Annotated in this window: 15 protein-coding genes; 9 read left to right on the plus strand and 6 right to left on the minus strand. The window is 66.8% G+C overall.

The window, feature by feature from the left end; all coding sequences use genetic code 11:
* The first annotated feature begins 91 nt into the window (after positions 1–91).
* Positions 92–1,003 (plus strand): LysR family transcriptional regulator, encoded by a 912-nt coding sequence (locus tag BM013_RS23760; RefSeq protein ID WP_093130112.1) that lies wholly within the window; start codon positions 92–94, stop codon positions 1,001–1,003.
* A 26-nt stretch (positions 1,004–1,029) separates the two neighbouring features.
* Here the strand turns inward: BM013_RS23760 and BM013_RS23765 are convergent, their stop codons facing one another.
* Positions 1,030–1,947, minus strand: coding sequence for an SMP-30/gluconolactonase/LRE family protein (locus BM013_RS23765; protein ID WP_093130113.1), 918 nt, complete (start codon positions 1,945–1,947; stop codon positions 1,030–1,032).
* Positions 1,948–2,055: 108 nt separating this feature from the next.
* On the opposite strand from BM013_RS23765, the gene BM013_RS23770 reads away from it, so the two are divergent.
* Positions 2,056–3,315, plus strand: coding sequence for a CaiB/BaiF CoA transferase family protein (locus BM013_RS23770; RefSeq protein WP_093130114.1), 1,260 nt, complete (start codon positions 2,056–2,058; stop codon positions 3,313–3,315).
* Between the two features lie 76 nt (positions 3,316–3,391).
* The gene (locus tag BM013_RS23775) at positions 3,392–4,357 is read left to right on the plus strand and encodes a Bug family tripartite tricarboxylate transporter substrate binding protein (RefSeq protein WP_093130115.1); all 966 of its coding nucleotides are present in this window, start codon (positions 3,392–3,394) and stop codon (positions 4,355–4,357) included.
* A gap of 30 nt (positions 4,358–4,387) precedes the next feature.
* Here the strand turns inward: BM013_RS23775 and BM013_RS23780 are convergent, their stop codons facing one another.
* Together BM013_RS23780 and BM013_RS23785 are read right to left on the minus strand one after the other, a co-directional pair.
* Positions 4,388–4,975 (minus strand): HutD/Ves family protein, encoded by a 588-nt coding sequence (locus tag BM013_RS23780; protein ID WP_093130116.1) that lies wholly within the window; start codon positions 4,973–4,975, stop codon positions 4,388–4,390.
* 3 nt (positions 4,976–4,978) lie between these two features.
* A complete protein-coding gene (locus BM013_RS23785) occupies positions 4,979–6,163 on the minus strand; it encodes an NAD(P)/FAD-dependent oxidoreductase (protein ID WP_093130117.1) in 1,185 nt (394 codons plus the stop codon).
* Positions 6,164–6,385: 222 nt separating this feature from the next.
* Between BM013_RS23785 and hutG the strand changes: the two genes are divergently transcribed.
* From hutG to BM013_RS23805, 4 genes are all read left to right on the plus strand, one after another.
* Positions 6,386–7,204 carry an N-formylglutamate deformylase gene (gene hutG, locus BM013_RS23790; RefSeq protein ID WP_093130118.1) on the plus strand — a complete coding sequence of 273 codons (819 nt, stop codon included), beginning with the start codon at positions 6,386–6,388 and terminating at the stop codon, positions 7,202–7,204.
* A 104-nt stretch (positions 7,205–7,308) separates the two neighbouring features.
* Positions 7,309–8,310 (plus strand): LysR family transcriptional regulator, encoded by a 1,002-nt coding sequence (locus BM013_RS23795; RefSeq protein WP_093130119.1) that lies wholly within the window; start codon positions 7,309–7,311, stop codon positions 8,308–8,310.
* Between the two features lie 148 nt (positions 8,311–8,458).
* On the plus strand, positions 8,459–9,208 hold the full coding sequence (locus tag BM013_RS23800; protein WP_093130120.1) for an electron transfer flavoprotein subunit beta/FixA family protein: 750 nt from the start codon (positions 8,459–8,461) through the stop codon (positions 9,206–9,208).
* Between the two features lie 2 nt (positions 9,209–9,210).
* Entirely contained in the window at positions 9,211–10,152 is a 942-nt protein-coding gene (locus BM013_RS23805) for an electron transfer flavoprotein subunit alpha/FixB family protein (protein ID WP_093130121.1), read from the plus strand.
* A gap of 74 nt (positions 10,153–10,226) precedes the next feature.
* Here BM013_RS23805 and BM013_RS23810 read toward each other — a convergent pair whose 3' ends face one another.
* The 3 genes from BM013_RS23810 to BM013_RS23820 are packed head-to-tail and all read right to left on the minus strand — an operon-like array spanning position 10,227 to position 12,776.
* Positions 10,227–10,994: an ABC transporter ATP-binding protein gene (locus BM013_RS23810; protein WP_093130122.1), complete on the minus strand. Its 768-nt coding sequence runs from the start codon at positions 10,992–10,994 to the stop codon at positions 10,227–10,229.
* 8 nt (positions 10,995–11,002) lie between these two features.
* A complete protein-coding gene (locus BM013_RS23815; RefSeq protein ID WP_093130123.1) occupies positions 11,003–11,779 on the minus strand; it encodes an ABC transporter permease in 777 nt (258 codons plus the stop codon).
* 1 nt (position 11,780) lies between these two features.
* A complete protein-coding gene (locus BM013_RS23820) occupies positions 11,781–12,776 on the minus strand; it encodes an ABC transporter substrate-binding protein (RefSeq protein ID WP_177225548.1) in 996 nt (331 codons plus the stop codon).
* 177 nt (positions 12,777–12,953) lie between these two features.
* On the opposite strand from BM013_RS23820, the gene BM013_RS41290 reads away from it, so the two are divergent.
* The gene (locus BM013_RS41290; RefSeq protein ID WP_177225549.1) at positions 12,954–13,112 is read left to right on the plus strand and encodes a hypothetical protein; all 159 of its coding nucleotides are present in this window, start codon (positions 12,954–12,956) and stop codon (positions 13,110–13,112) included.
* 243 nt (positions 13,113–13,355) lie between these two features.
* Positions 13,356–14,708: a C4-dicarboxylate transporter DctA gene (locus tag BM013_RS23825; protein ID WP_093130125.1), complete on the plus strand. Its 1,353-nt coding sequence runs from the start codon at positions 13,356–13,358 to the stop codon at positions 14,706–14,708.
* The last annotated feature ends 4 nt before the right edge of the window (positions 14,709–14,712 follow it).

The following is a 14,712-nucleotide window of genomic DNA, read 5'->3' on the forward strand; positions in this document are numbered from 1 at the left end:
TCCTTGTAGGCTTGGTTACGTGCTTTGATCGTAGGAGCGGGGCACCCGCCCGGCTCACCATGCTTCGCACAGCTTCTTTGCGCTTATTGAAATGAAGGCCCTCGATTCGCTGCGGATCTTCGTGATCGTCCAGAGGAAGGGCAGCCTCTCCGCGGCCGGCCGCAGCCTGAGCCTGTCGCCCGCCACCATCTCGCGGCGCATCAGCGCGCTGGAAGAAGAGCTCGGCGTGCAGCTGGTCGACCGCACCAGCCGCAACCTGAAGGTCACGGAAGCCGGCCAGGCTTTCCTGGAGCACGCCGAGGTGGTGCTGGAGGCCATGGCGCGGGCCGAGGAAGCCGCGCGCAACTCGAAGCTGCTGCCCGAAGGGCGCCTGCGCATCCACTCGCGCACGCAGATCGGCCTGCGCGTCATCGGGCCGCTGCTGCCGGGCTTCGCGCAGCGCCACCCCGACATCCAGCTGGAGCTGGAGCTGTCGGAGCACCCGGTGAACCTGGTGGAGCAGAACTTCGACATCGACATCCGCACCGGCGAGTCGAACGACTCGAACTTCGTCATCAAGCGGCTGCTCAGCAGCGACGAGGTGCTGGTGGCGAGCCCCGCCTTCATGAACGTGCACAAGCGCATCCGGCACCCGAACGACCTGATGCAGGTGCGATGCCTCACCTACAAGCGCGAGCACGAGGCGGTCACGTGGAAGTACATCGACGAGCAGGGCGTGCAGCAGGAGCTGGCGATCCAGGGCGTGCTGAACTCCAACAACGGCGAGCTGCTGCGGCTGGCCGCCATCGGCGGCATGGGCATTGCGCTGCTGTCGGAGCCCACGGTGCGCAGCGGCATCCAGGACGGCACGCTGGTGCGGCTGCTGCCCGAGTACCGCTTTGCGGTGCGCGCGTTTTCGAACGGCGTCTACGCGGTGTTCCGCCAGAGCCGCACGCTGCCGCTGAAGGTGCGCGCCTTCGTCGACTTCATGGCCGAGGCGCTGCGCGAGAACGACAGCGCCTGAGGCCCCGGAAAGCCTGAAGGAGCGCTTCAGCCGCCGAAGCGGTGCGGCGGCAGCCCGGGCGCGGGCAAGCCGCTCAGCTCGAACAATGCGCCGTCCTGCGGGCGGTCGCCCGAGAGGTTCGTGCTTTTCGAGAGCGAGGTGACGAAGGCCTTGTCGAGCTGCGCCCCGCCGAAGCACAGGCTGGTCGGGTGCGTGGCGGGCAGCGCGATGACCCGCTCCACGCGGCCGTCGGGCGCGAAGCGCGCCATCTTGCCGACGCGCGGCAGCACGCTCCACACGAAGCCTTGCGCATCCACGGTCGCGCCGTCGGGGCCGGAGGCGAAGCTTTCGGTCTGCGCGAAGGCGCGCTTGTTGGCGAGCGGCCCCGTGGGTGAGTAGTCGTAGGCCCAGATCGTGCGCAGCGGGCTGTCGGCCACGTAGAAGGTCCGGCCGTCCGGGCTGAAGCAGGGGCCGTTGGTCAGCGAGAAGCCTTGCGCCAGCAGCTCGACCTCGCCGCCGGGCCGCAAGCGGTACAGCCCGCCGCCGATGGGCTCGCCGGGCTGGCGGTGCACGTGCAACGTGCCGGCCACGAAGTTGCCCCACGGGTCGCACTTGCCATCGTTGAGGCGCACGTCCGGGTGGTCGGTGTCGATTGACGCAAGCGTCCGCAGCGTGCGCGTGCCCAGGTCGTAGCGCGCGAAGCCGTGCTTCAGCGCCACCAGCACCGCGCCGCTCGCGCACAGCGCGATCGAGCCGACGGGGGCGGGCAGGCTGTGTCGCTCCGATTCCCCGGTCTGCGGCCAGTGGCGGTGCAGCGTGCCGGCGAGCGAGTCGATCCAGCAGACCGCGCCCACGGCGGCTGCATTGCCCGCGGAACCCGTGGCCCCCGCGTGCGCGTCCCAGCAGGGGCTTTCGCCCAGCAAATCCCGGGTCGTGCCGAGCTCTCGAACAGTCCATGCGTCCATGGGACCGCAGTGTGGCGACAGACGGCGCGCGGCCGGTGGCGCATCGTGCAAAGCAGCTTTGCGCATCGTGCTTTCCGATGGCGCCCACGCGCTCCTAGAGTCCGGCCGATGACCCAACCCACCGCTCCCCCGCCCCTGCAGGGCATCCGCGTCGTCGAGCTCGGCAACTACATCGCGGGCCCCGGCACGGCGATGTCGCTGGGCGATCTCGGCGCCGAGATGCTGAAGATCGAATCGATGGAAGGCGACATGTCGCGCCACACGGGCCACTTCGGCCACGCGATGCTGCGCGCCTACAACCGCAGCAAGAAGTCGATTGCGCTCGACCTGCGCCAGCCGCGCGGCCTGGAGGTCGCGCGCCGGCTGATCGCCGGCGCCGACGTGGTCGTGCAGAACCTGCGCCCGGGCGCCGCCGACGCGCTGGGCCTGGGCGCGCAGGCATTGCGCGCGGCGCACCCGGGGCTCGTTCACGTGTCGATCAGCGGCTTCCCGGCGGACGCGCCCTCGCGCGACCGGCCCGGCTACGACATCGCGGCGCAGGCCGAGAGCGGCCTCATGTCCATGACCGGCGAGCCGCAGGGCCTGCCGCAGAAGGTGGGCGCCACCATCATCGACACGGCCACCGTGCAGGTGGCCACGCAGGCCATCCTGGCCGCGCTGTTCCGCCGCGAGCGCACGGGGCACGGCGAGACCATCCGCGTGTCGCTGCTGGAGGTGGCGCTGAACCTGCAGCTGGCCAACTGGAGCGACTACCTGGTGCGCGGCGTGGAGCCCACGCGCAGCGGCGACGGCCAGCCGATGAACGCGCCGGCGGCCGACATCTTTCACACGCGCGACGGCATGGTCGTGATCTCGGCCTACGTGCAGGCGCACTGGGTGCGGCTGTGCGAGACCATCGGCTGCCCCGAGCTGGCTGCGGACCCGCGCTTTCTCACCAACGAGCTGCGCGTGCAGCACCGCCCGGCCATGAAGGCGGCCGTGAGCGAGCGGCTCGCGCACTACGGCACCGGCGAGTGCGTGGACCTGCTCACGCGCCACAGCATCGTGGTGGGGGTGGTGCGCAGCTACGCCGACGCGCTGGCGGGCGCCGACTTCCGCGCCAGCCGCATGGTCATCGAGGCCGCGCCCAACGGCGACGTGCCGGGCTACGCCAGCTTCGGCCTGCCCTACGAACTGTGCGACACGCCGCGCCGCGCCACCCAGGCGGCGCCGGCGCACGGCGCGCACACGGAAGAGATCCTGTGCGAGGCCGGCTACGGCGCCGCGGAGATCGAAGCACTGCATGAGGCCCGCGTCGTCAAGGGGGTGAACCCGCCCGCGCCGGCGTCAAACCTACAAAGCAGCTTTTCACACCTTGCAGCACGTTGATGCGACCCCGTCGATAGACTGGCTCGACGGTACTGGCCCGGCGCCATCGACCCTTTGAAAAGAGATAGGAGACAAAGTGATTCATCGAAAACTCATCGCCCCGCTGTTGCTCGGGCTGGCCTTGATGTCGGGTGCAGGCTCGGCGCAGGCACAGCAACCCATCCGCATGGTCGTGCCCTTCGCGGCCGGCGGCGGCACCGACCAGTACGTGCGCCTGCTGGCCTCCGAGCTCGCCAAGAAGGGCACGCAGATCATCGTGGAGAACAAGCCCGGCGCGAGCGGCATCGTGGCCGCCGACTACGTGGCCCGCTCCCGCCCCGACGGCCTCACGGTGCTGGTCTCCTCGCTCGGTACGCTGGCCAACAACACCGTGCTGTACGACAAGCTGCCCTACGACCCGAAGAAGGACTTCGCGCCCGTCACGCAGATCGGCTACCAGCCCGCGATCATCGTCGGTCGTACCGACCTGCCGTACAAGAACATCAAGGAACTGGTGTCCTACGCCAAGGCCAACCCCGGCAAGATCAACCGCGGTTCGCCGGGCGAGGCCATCCTCACCAACCTGGCGCCGCTGAGCTTCGAGAAGACCCAGGGCTTCAGCACCACGCACGTGCCCTTCAACGGCGACGCGCCGGCCGTGCAGGCGCTGCTGAGCAACACCATCGACATCCACGGCACCTCGCTCACGGGTTCGCTGTCGCTGATCCAGGCGGGCAAGCTGCGCGTGCTGGGCGTGATGGACAGCAAGCGGCTGCCGCAGGTGCCCGACGCACCGACCTTCAAGGAGCAGGGCTACGACTTCGAGGCGGTGCTGTGGTATTCGCTCTCGGTGCCCTCGGGCACGCCGGCCGATTCGATCCGCCGTCTCAACAAGGCCGTGAACGAAGTCATCGCGCAGCCCGACTTCGTGACCCGCGCACGCGCCATGGGCATGGAGCCGCGCGGCGGCACGCCGGAAGAACTGGCGAAGTTCGTGCAGACGGAGTTCGAGCGCTGGGTGCCGATGTTGAAGAGCCTGAACCTGCCGAAGCAGTCGCACTGAGGCGCGACGGCCGGCGTGCGGCGCCGCGCATCAGCGCAACAGCTGCACCTGCGCGATGCATCCGGCCTCGCCGAGCATCCAGATCTCCAGTGCTTCCGCTGGAGGTTCGCCGATCAGCCCGTGCGCCGCGTCGAGTGGCTGTTCACCGGAAGGGGTGACGACGCGAAAGCGCCCCTTCAGCACCAGCAGGCACACCTGCGCCGCACCCGTCGCCGCCAGCCGAAACCCCTGGCGATGCACGCGGACTTCAGCGCGGGCGTTCGCGCGCCGCGTCATCACATTGAAGAAGCGCGCGGGGCCGGCCTGGAGCCGGGCGTCGAACGGTGCCTCGCCCGCGAACGCATGTGCATCGCCCTGTGAGCACCACGACAGCATGGCCGCCCCGGACTGCAACGTGACGGCGCCGTCGACCAGCACGGCGACGCGGTCGATGCCCGCGAACGTCGAGAACGCGCCGTCCTTCGCGATGGACGCGACGCTCAGGCGCCAGTCCCAATCCAGGTCGGCGCGAGCCTCGCCGACCGATGAGAGGAAGACACCCGCACCGATTTCCCGCGTCCAGCCGCCGCCGTTGCGCCAAGGCGTGGCGGGCAAGCGGGCAAAATCGAAACGGGTCACGCGTCAGGACACCGCGCCGAGCCCGTACTTTCCGGTCAGCAACCCGCCGGTGCGAAAACGCTCGAGGGCGTAGGGCTCGATGTCGACCTCGGTCTTCAGCCCCAGCGCCGATTGCGCGAGCACCAGGCCCACAGCCGGCGACAGCTTGAAGCCGTGGCCCGAGAAGCCGTAGCCGACCACCAGGCCCGGCAGCTCCGGCAGCCGCCCCAGCACCGGGTTCCAGTCGGGCGTGACGTCGTACACGCCCGTCCACGACGAGGCGACACCGGCGGTCTCGAAGCTCGGGAAGCGCCCGGCCACCTGTTCGCCGACCTCGACCATGTAGTCCATGCTGATGTCGCCCTGCTCGTTGTCGGGGCTGTCCAGCGTTTCGCCGACGATGCCCTCGCTCACCAGCATCTGGTTGCCGCCGTAGCTGCGGCAGTACAGCATGCCCGGCGAGCCCAGGTCCTTGTAGACCGGCATCTTGAAGGTGTAGGCCTCGGGCCCCTCGAGGGCGAGCACCGCGTGGCGCTCCGCCTTCACCGGGCTCCGGATGCCGGTCCAGCGCTCGATGTCGGTGGACCAGATGTTCTGCACGCTGACCACCGTGGGCGCGGTGAACCGGCCCTGCGAGGTCTCGACGCCGGCGACGCGGCCGTTCTCGACGACCAGGCTGTGCACCTCCACGCCTTCCATGATCTTCACGCCCAGGCGGCGGGCCGTGCGGGCAAAGCTGGTCGCCACCAGGTAGGCGTCGGCAAAGCCGGCTTCGGGTTCGTAGCCGATCAGCGCGGCATCGTCGAAGCGGGCGATGGGTAGCAGGCTCGCGGCCTGCTGCGCGTCGAGCAGGTCGACCCGAATGCCCTGCGCGCGTTGTGCGTCGAGCGCGGCGCGCAGCGGGCTCAGCTTCGGGCCTTCGGGCGCGGCGATGAGGTAGCCCGACTTCACCAGGCCCGCCGATGCCTCGTCGTCGCCCAGGTAGTTGGCGAAGTCGTTGAAGATGCGCCAGGACGCCTGTGCCAGGCGCACGTTCTCGATCACGGAATAGTGCGTGCGCAGGATGCCGCTGGACTGCGAGGTGGTGCCGGCACCGATCTGCGTGCGGTCCAGCACCAGCACGTTGGTGCAGCCAAGGCGGGCGAGATGGTAGGCGACCGAGGTGCCGATCACACCGGCGCCGATCACGATCGCGTCATAGGTTTTCATTCCACAGTCCTGACAAGATAAACGGATGAGCCGGAGCGTAAAAGCCGCTCTCCATTTCCCGCTGGGCATTGGGGGAACTGATTTTCAGCATCAGCCCCGCTTGAGTTGTCGCCCGCATCGCCGGCACAACCCACGATGTGCCACCGCCGCGCGCCCTTTCATGCCCCTCTCCCTGCACCTCCCCCTGCACCTCTCCCTGCACCTCTCCCCTCCTTTCTTCCCATGACGTCGAACGCATTCCATCTCGCGCAGGGCCACGCGCCGCTGCTGGTCTCCATTCCACACCTGGGCATGGCATTGCCCGAGGAGGTGCGGCGCGACCTGACGCCCGAAGCGCTCGGCGTGCGCGACACCGACTGGCACCTCGACACGCTGTACGGGTTCGCCAGGGACATGGGCGCCTCGGTGATCGGTGCGCGCGTGTCGCGCTACGTGATCGACCTCAACCGGCCGCCGGGCGGTGAAAGCCTCTACCCGGGCCAGACCACCACCGGCCTGTGCCCGACCGAGAGCTTTCGCGGCGAGCCGCTCTACCTGCCCGGCCGCGCACCCACCGATGCCGAGGTCCAGCGCCGCCGCGCGGTGTACTGGCAGCCCTACCACGATGCGCTGCGGGCGGAGCTGGACCGGCTTCGCGCCCTGCACGGGCAGGTGCTGCTGTGGGAGGCGCATTCCATCGCCAGCGTGCTCCCGCGGCTGTTCGACGGAAAGCTGCCCGACCTGAACGTGGGCACGAACGATGGCGCGTCCTGCGCCGCCGATGTGCTCGAGGCGGCACTGCGGCCGGCCGCCGACCAGGGCTCGCCGTTCACGCATGTGGTGAACGGCCGCTTCAAGGGCGGCTACATCACCCGCTCGTACGGGCAGCCCGCATCGGGCGTGCATGCCATCCAGCTGGAGATGTGCCAGAGCCTGTACATGAACGAAGAGGCGCCGTTCGAGTACCGTGCCGACACCGCGGCCAAGGTGCAACCGCTGCTGGCCCGCATGCTGGCGGCGGCCGTGGCGCAGGTGCAGTCCAGCGCTCCCGCGGGCCGCTGATTTCACCGGCTCGCGCGCCAGGGGGCTATGCTGTAATGAGAAAGACAGCTTCTTTCGACGACCGAATGCAAGCGTTCGATCTTTCGTCCTTGCCGGCACCCTCTATGAATTCCAACAGCAAGAAAGGTCTGCCCGACTGGGATCTGCTTGTCAGCTGGATCGCGGTGATCGAGTCGGGCAGCGTGTCCGACGCGGCACAGCTCCTGAAGATTTCGCAGGCCGCCGTGTCCCAGCGCATCAAGCAGCTGGAGACCTTCTTCGACACCGCCCTGCTGGACCGCACCACGCGCCCCGCGCAGCCCACGGCCGCGGGGCAGCGGCTGTTCGAACACGCGAAGGAACTGCTGACGCAGGCCGACCAGCTGGTGGAGAGCGTGCGCAGCGTCAGCCGCGCCAAGCGCATGACCGTGCGCATCGGATGCGTCGACTCGTTCGCGGCCACGGTCGGGCCGATGCTCATCAAGGGCCTGTCGGGTTCCTCGCACCAGATCCGGCTGTGGTCCGGCATCACGCCCACGCTCGACGCGTCCATCGAGAGCAGGCAACTGGACCTGGCAGTCACCACCAGCCTGCATGGCTCCGCGGGCATTGCGCGCACGCCGCTGTTCTCGGAGAAGTTCTACGCGGTGCTTCCGCCGGGATTCGACGCCGGCCCGCTCGGGTCGCTCGCGGAACTCGAGCGGCAACTCAAGTTCATTCGCTACAGCGCCAGGTCGGTGATCGGCCAGCAGGTCGACGACTACCTGCAGCGCAGCGGCGACATGCTCGAGCGCACCTACGAGTTCGACACCACCGACCCGCTGCTCAGCCTGGTCGCCAACGGCATGGGGTTCGCGCTGACGACGCCCTTGTGCATCTGGCAGTCGCGCCAGTTCCTGCCGGACATTCGCGTGCTGCCCATGTCCGCGTTCGTGCGGCGCGGCCGGCCTTACGTCGATGTGAGCCGCACCTTCTACCTGGCCTACCGGCAGGGCGAACTGGGCGCCTTGCCCACCGAGGTGCGGGACCTGATCCGCATTGCGGTCAAGCGCCAGCTGTCCAGGGAAATCACCGACGCGCTGCAGCTGGACGCGGACGCGCTCGTCGCGTCCGAGAGCGGCGACTGAATCGGTTCTTAAGCATTGCATCGGCGAGACTTATTCTTCGCCGGATCGCTTGCCGGTTGGCAACACTGCGCGCAGGGCGCGTCGAGGCGCGCGCCATATCGGGCATCAGCCCGCCGTCTTTCAAATCAATTCTGGAGTTCACGCGAATATGAAGATCCTTGTGCCCGTGAAGCGGGTCGTCGACTACAACGTGAAGGTGCGCGTGAAGAGCGACGGCACCGGGGTGGACATTGCCAACGTGAAGATGAGCATGAACCCCTTCGACGAGATCGCTGTCGAAGAGGCCGTGCGCCTGAAGGAAAAGGGTGTCGTGACTGAAGTCATCGCCGTCTCCTGCGGTGATGCGAAGTGCCAGGAAACGCTGCGCACGGCGATGGCCATCGGTGCCGATCGCGGCATCCTGGTCGAGACGACCGAAGAGCTGCAGCCTCTCGCTGTCGCCAAGCTGCTCAAGGCGCTGGTCGACAAGGAACAGCCCTCGCTGATCATCCTGGGCAAGCAAGCCATCGATGACGACGCCAACCAGACCGGTCAGATGCTGGCTGCATTGGCTGATCTGCCGCAAGCCACTTTCGCCTCCAAGGTCGAAGTCGCTGGCGACAAGGTCACCGTCTCTCGCGAAGTCGACGGCGGCATGGAAACGCTGAGCCTCACGCTGCCAGCCGTCATCACGACCGACCTGCGCCTGAACGAGCCACGCTACGTGACGCTGCCCAACATCATGAAGGCCAAGAAGAAGCAGCTCGATGTCTTCAAGCCCGAAGACCTGGGCGTGGATGTGAAGCCCCGCCTGAAGACGCTGAAGGTGGCAGAACCTCCGAAGCGCGGCGCCGGCATCAAGGTGCCTGACGTTGCAGCGCTGGTGGACAAACTGAAGAACGAAGCGAAGGTGATCTGAACATGACCGCACTTGTATCCCTCGTCGTGGCCGAACACGACCACGCCAGCATCAAGCCGGCAACCTTGAACACCGTGACCGCTGCCCTGGCGTGCGGTGGCGAAGTGCATGTGCTGGTTGCAGGCGCCAACGCAGCAGAAGCTGCGAAGGCTGCAGCGCAGATCGCAGGCGTGACCAAGGTCATCGCCGCAGACAGCCCGAGCCTCGCAGAAAACCTCGCCGAGAACGTCGCAGCCCAAGTGCTGGCGATTGCGTCGAACTACAGCCACATCCTGTTCCCCTCGACCGCCAACGGCAAGAACGTCGCCCCCCGCGTGGCCGCCAAGCTGGACGTAGCCCAGATCAGCGACATCACCAAGGTCGACAGCCCCGACACCTTCGAGCGCCCGATCTACGCCGGCAACGCCATCGCCACCGTGCAGAGCAGCGACGCCACCAAGGTGATCACGGTCCGCACGACCGGCTTCGACGCCGCAGCCGCCACGGGTGGCAGCGCAACGGTCGAAACCGCTGAAGGCGTCGCGGACAGCGGCAAGAGCAGCTTCGTCGGCCGCGAAGTCACGAAGAGCGAACGCCCTGAACTGACCGCAGCCAAGATCATCGTCTCGGGTGGCCGCGCACTCGGCAGCGCAGAGAAGTTCCAGGAAGTCATGGCTCCCTTGGCCGACAAGCTGAACGCAGGCCTGGGCGCCAGCCGCGCAGCCGTCGACGCAGGCTACGCCCCCAACGACTGGCAAGTGGGCCAGACGGGCAAGATCGTCGCCCCGCAGCTGTACATCGCAGCAGGCATCTCCGGCGCCATCCAGCATCTGGCCGGCATGAAGGACTCCAAGGTCATCGTCGCGATCAACAAGGACGAAGAAGCACCGATCTTCAGCGTGGCCGACTACGGCCTCGTCGCCGACCTGTTCGTGGCCGTGCCCGAACTCACGAACACGCTCTGACTCGCGCCTTCACGCGCCCATGAAAAAAGCACCGGGACACAAAGTCCCGGTGCTTTTTCATTGGGGCCTGCAGTTCAGCCGCGCGAGACCGCCAGGGTGCGCCCTACTTCCTCCTGCACCGTTTCCCAGATCGAACGCTTCAGCGCAATGAAGTCTTCCGACAGCTGGATCTCCGCCGTGCGCGGATGCGGCAGCTCGTTGCGGATGTCCTGCACCACGCGCCCCGGGCGCGAGCCCATGATGACCATGCGGGTCGACAGCATCAGGGCCTCGTCGATGGAGTGCGTGATGAAGACGATCGTCTTGCCGCTCTGCTCGTAGATCGACAGCAGCTGGTCCTGCAGCACCTGGCGCGTCATGGCGTCCAGCGCGGCGAAGGGCTCGTCGAACAGCATCACGTCGGGGTCGTTGGCCAGCACGCGCGCAATGGACACGCGCTGCTTCATGCCGCCGGAGAGCGCCTGCGGGTACTTGTTCTCGCTGCCCTTCAAGCCGACCATCTCGATGAAACGGCGCGCCACGGCCGCGCGCTCGTCCTTGGGCACCTTCTTCATCTTGAGCCCGAACTCCACGTTCTGCTGCACCGTCTGCCACGGGAAGAGCGCGTACTGCTGGAACACCATGCCGCAGGCGGAAGTGACGTCGTCGATGCGCTTGCCGTTGACCGACACGGTGCCGTGCGTCGGCTTCTCGAAGCCCGCCATGAGGTTCAGCAGCGTCGACTTGCCGCAGCCCGACGCGCCCAGCAGCACGAGGAACTCGCCCTTCTTCACCTCGAGGTCGAGGCTCGACAGGACGTGGTTGTCGCCGAAGCTCTTCGACACGTCGCGAATACTGATCATGCTGTTTTTCATTTTTGCCAATCGAGAAGCCAGCGCTCCAGCGCGCGCACGAGCAGGTCGGTCGCCAGCACGGTGAAGCTGATGAGCACCATGCCCAGGACCACGGTGTCGGTCTGGAAGAACTCCTTGCCGTTCATGATCATGAAGCCCAGGCCCTCCTTGGCCGCGACCAGTTCGGCCGAGATCACGCAGGTCCACGACAGGCCCAGGATGATCTTCATGCCCGAGATGATCTGCGGCAGGCAGCCCGGCAGCAGCACCTCGCGCATGACCTGCCAGCGCTGCGCGCCCAGGTTGCGCGCGGCGCGAATCAGCAGCGGATCGATGCTGCGCGTGGCCTCCATCACGTACAGCAGCGCCGGCACGAACGAGCCCATGAAGACGATGCTGTACTTCTGCGTTTCATTGATCCCGAACCACAGCAGCGACAGCGGGATCCAGCTCATGGAAGGCAGCGGGCGCAGGAACGAGATCACCGGGTCGAAGATCGCGCGGGCGATGCGCGAGGTGCCGAGCCAGATGCCCAGCGGGATCGCGACCGCGACAGCGGCCAGGAAGCCGACCATCACGCGCCGCGTCGACGCCAGCACGTGCCACACCAGCGTGCCCTGCCCCCACATGTTGGAGGCCCTGGCAAGCACCTGCGACGGCGGTGGCAGGAAGATGGGATCGACCACGCCGGCGCGGCAGACGAGCTCCCATCCGAGCAGGAAGCTCAGCAGCGACAGCACGCTCAGCCATGCCAGCGATGCCGGTGTTCTGCGGGGTTTCGAAGCTTCGGCCATGTCAGATGTAGGAAGCGTCGAGCCAGTTGCGAACCACCGGCGCCCGGTCGATCTGCTTGAGCGACACCAGCATCTCGGAGAGCTTCTGCATGCCGGTGACGAAGCCGCCCGGCGCGACCAGCAGGCCGCGCTGCTGCTCGGCGCTGTACCAGCCGGTCTGCTTGATCGTGTTGACCTGTTCGTCCAGCGTGAGGCCGGTGACCTCGAGCAGCACCTTGGCTGCTTCCTCGGGCGCGTTGCTCAGCATGGCGTTGGCCTCGAAGATGCCTTGCAGGAAGGTCTTGATCGCGGCCGGGTCTTCCTTGGCCAGCTTGGTGGTGGCCAGCAGCACGTCGGGGCCCGGCGTGATGTTGTATTCCTTGTAGAGTGAGAACGAGGTGTCGTCGGCCAGCACGCGCGTGTTGGGCAGCGTCTTGATGCGGTCGAAGGCCGGCGTCCAGGCCACGGCGGCATCGATCTGGTTGCCCTGGTAGGCGGACAGCAGGTTGGGCGCGGGAAGGTTGATCAGCGAGACATCGCTGTCGGCATTCATGCCCGCCTGCTTGAGCAGGTCGAGGATCAGCACGTGCGCGCTGGAAGCGAAGGTCACGCCGATCTTCTTGCCCTTCAGCTGCGCGATGCCCGCGACGTTCGGGCGCACGAGCACGCCTTCGGCCCGGCCGAAGTTGTTGGGCGTGGCAATCACCTTGAACTGCGTGGCGCCGGCGGCCATGAGCGCCAGCGAGGACACCACGCCGGTGCCTGCCAGGTCGATGCTTCCCGCCATCACCGCGCCCATGCGGTCGGACGAGGTCGGAAAGCTCTGCCACTTGATCTCGAGGCCCTTCTTAGCGAATATTCCGGTCTTGATGGCGATATACGCGGAGTAATGCCCGAGCCAGGCAGACCCGCCGTACGTGAATGCGCGATTTGCCGCACGGCCGATTTGAGGAAATCCGCCAATTGCAGGAATGAGAGCTGCAGCGGTGCGAACCAGAGCGCGTCGAGTCATTGGCATGGAAGTGCAACACCTTAAGGTCAGGGTTAAATTCCACGATCTTATGGGTCGCACTTTGGAAGCCAACAGCATAAGCAAACTTGATGCTGTCTTTCAGTCCCGGGCTTCGCTCGCCCCGATGACGCTCCCCCTCGCCCCGCCGGGCGGGACTTGCGCCTTCGGTGCACCATCTTGGGAATGGATGCGGGCGAACATCCGGCAATCGGCAATGGCTTGAAAGCCAAATTCCAATTCGGCCCAAAAGCAGAGCTTTCAATAAGCGCAGGCGAGTTTCAGGGTTCAGCCATGCAGGATCAATGCCTGAAAACCCTGAATTGGCAAATCGAATGCAATTGATCACGTTCGGTGATGCTGATTGCAAATTTGACTCATCGGGCCTTTGAATTGGCAATTCCGTCGAATTGCCGACACGCATGAGACGCCGGCACGGCGACAGCGCGGAGCGCTCCTGTCCGGCGCATTGCAACCCGGCCCGGGAATACCCTCTGACCCCCGTCAACCCGTCTTGCCTACAGTTCTTGTATGCAAGACACGGCAGGCCTTGCATGCAAACCCTCGACAAGACAGACAGGAGCTCCCATGCCTCGCTTCGCCAAATCGCTTTTCGGTCAGGTGGTCATCGCGCTGGTGCTCGGCGTGCTCGCGGGGCTCTTCGCTCCCGAGTACGCCGTCAAGCTCAAGCCGCTCGGTGACGGGTTCATCAAGCTGATCAAGATGATCATCCCGGTGCTGGTGTTCTGCGTGGTGGTGCACGGCATCGCCGGCGCGGGCGACCTCAAGCGCGTGGGCCGCGTGGGCGTGAAGTCGCTCATCTACTTCGAGGTGCTGACCACCGTCGCACTGGCCATGGGCCTGGCGCTGGCCTTCGTGTTCCAGCCCGGCGCGGGCATGAACGTGGACCCCTCCAAGCTCGACCCGGCCGCCATGAGCGCCTACGCGTCGAACGCCGACAAGCTCACCAGCGGCGGCACGGTCGACTTCCTCATGAAGCTCATTCCCACCACGGTGGTGAACGCCTTCGCCACCGGCGACGTGCTGCAGGTGCTGCTGTTCGCGGTGCTCTTCGGCTGCGCGCTCACGCTGCTGGGCGATCGCGGCAAGCCGGTGGCGGTGGTGGTCGACGCGCTCTCGCTGGTGCTGTTCAAGATCATGGGGATCATCATCAAGCTGGCGCCGCTGGGCGTGCTGGGTGCCATCGCCTTCACGGTGGGGCAGTACGGCATCGGCTCGCTCAAGCAGCTGGGCATGCTGGTGGCGCTCTTCTACGGCGCGGTGGCGATCTTCGTGTTCGTGGTGCTCGGGCTGGTGATGCGCCTGTCGGGCTTCAGCCTGATCAAGCTGCTGCGCTACCTGCGCGAGGAGCTCACCATCGTGTTCGCCACCACCTCGTCGGACAGCGTGCTGCCGCAGATCATGGCCAAGCTGCGCCGCATGGGCATCCGCGACTCGACGGTGGGCCTGGTGATTCCCACGGGCTACTCGTTCAACCTGGACGCGTTCTCGATCTACATCACGCTGGCGGCCGTGTTCATCGCGCAGGCCACCAACACGCCCATCTCGATGGCCGACCTGCTGACGATCCTGGCGATCGCGCTGGTCACGTCCAAGGGCGCGCACGGCGTGCCGGGCTCGGCCATCGTGGTGCTGGCCGCCACGCTGCATGCGATTCCGGCGATTCCCGCCATCGGCCTGGTGCTGGTGCTGTCGGTGGACTGGTTCATGGGCATCGCCCGCGCGCTGGGCAACCTGATCGGCAACTGCGTGGCGACGGTGGCCATTGCGGCGTGGGAAGGCGACATCGACCGCGAGCGCGCGCATGCGGTGCTCGACGGGCGCTATTCGCCCGACGACGAACCGCTGGCCGAAGCCGAAGCCAGCGGCGCGCCCGTGGTAAACACCGCCACCGCCACCGCAGCCACCAGCGCCCGTTGAACTC

Origin of the sequence: Variovorax sp. OK605, assembly GCF_900115445.1 — a bacterium.
Classification (GTDB): Bacteria; Pseudomonadota; Gammaproteobacteria; order Burkholderiales; family Burkholderiaceae_C; genus Variovorax.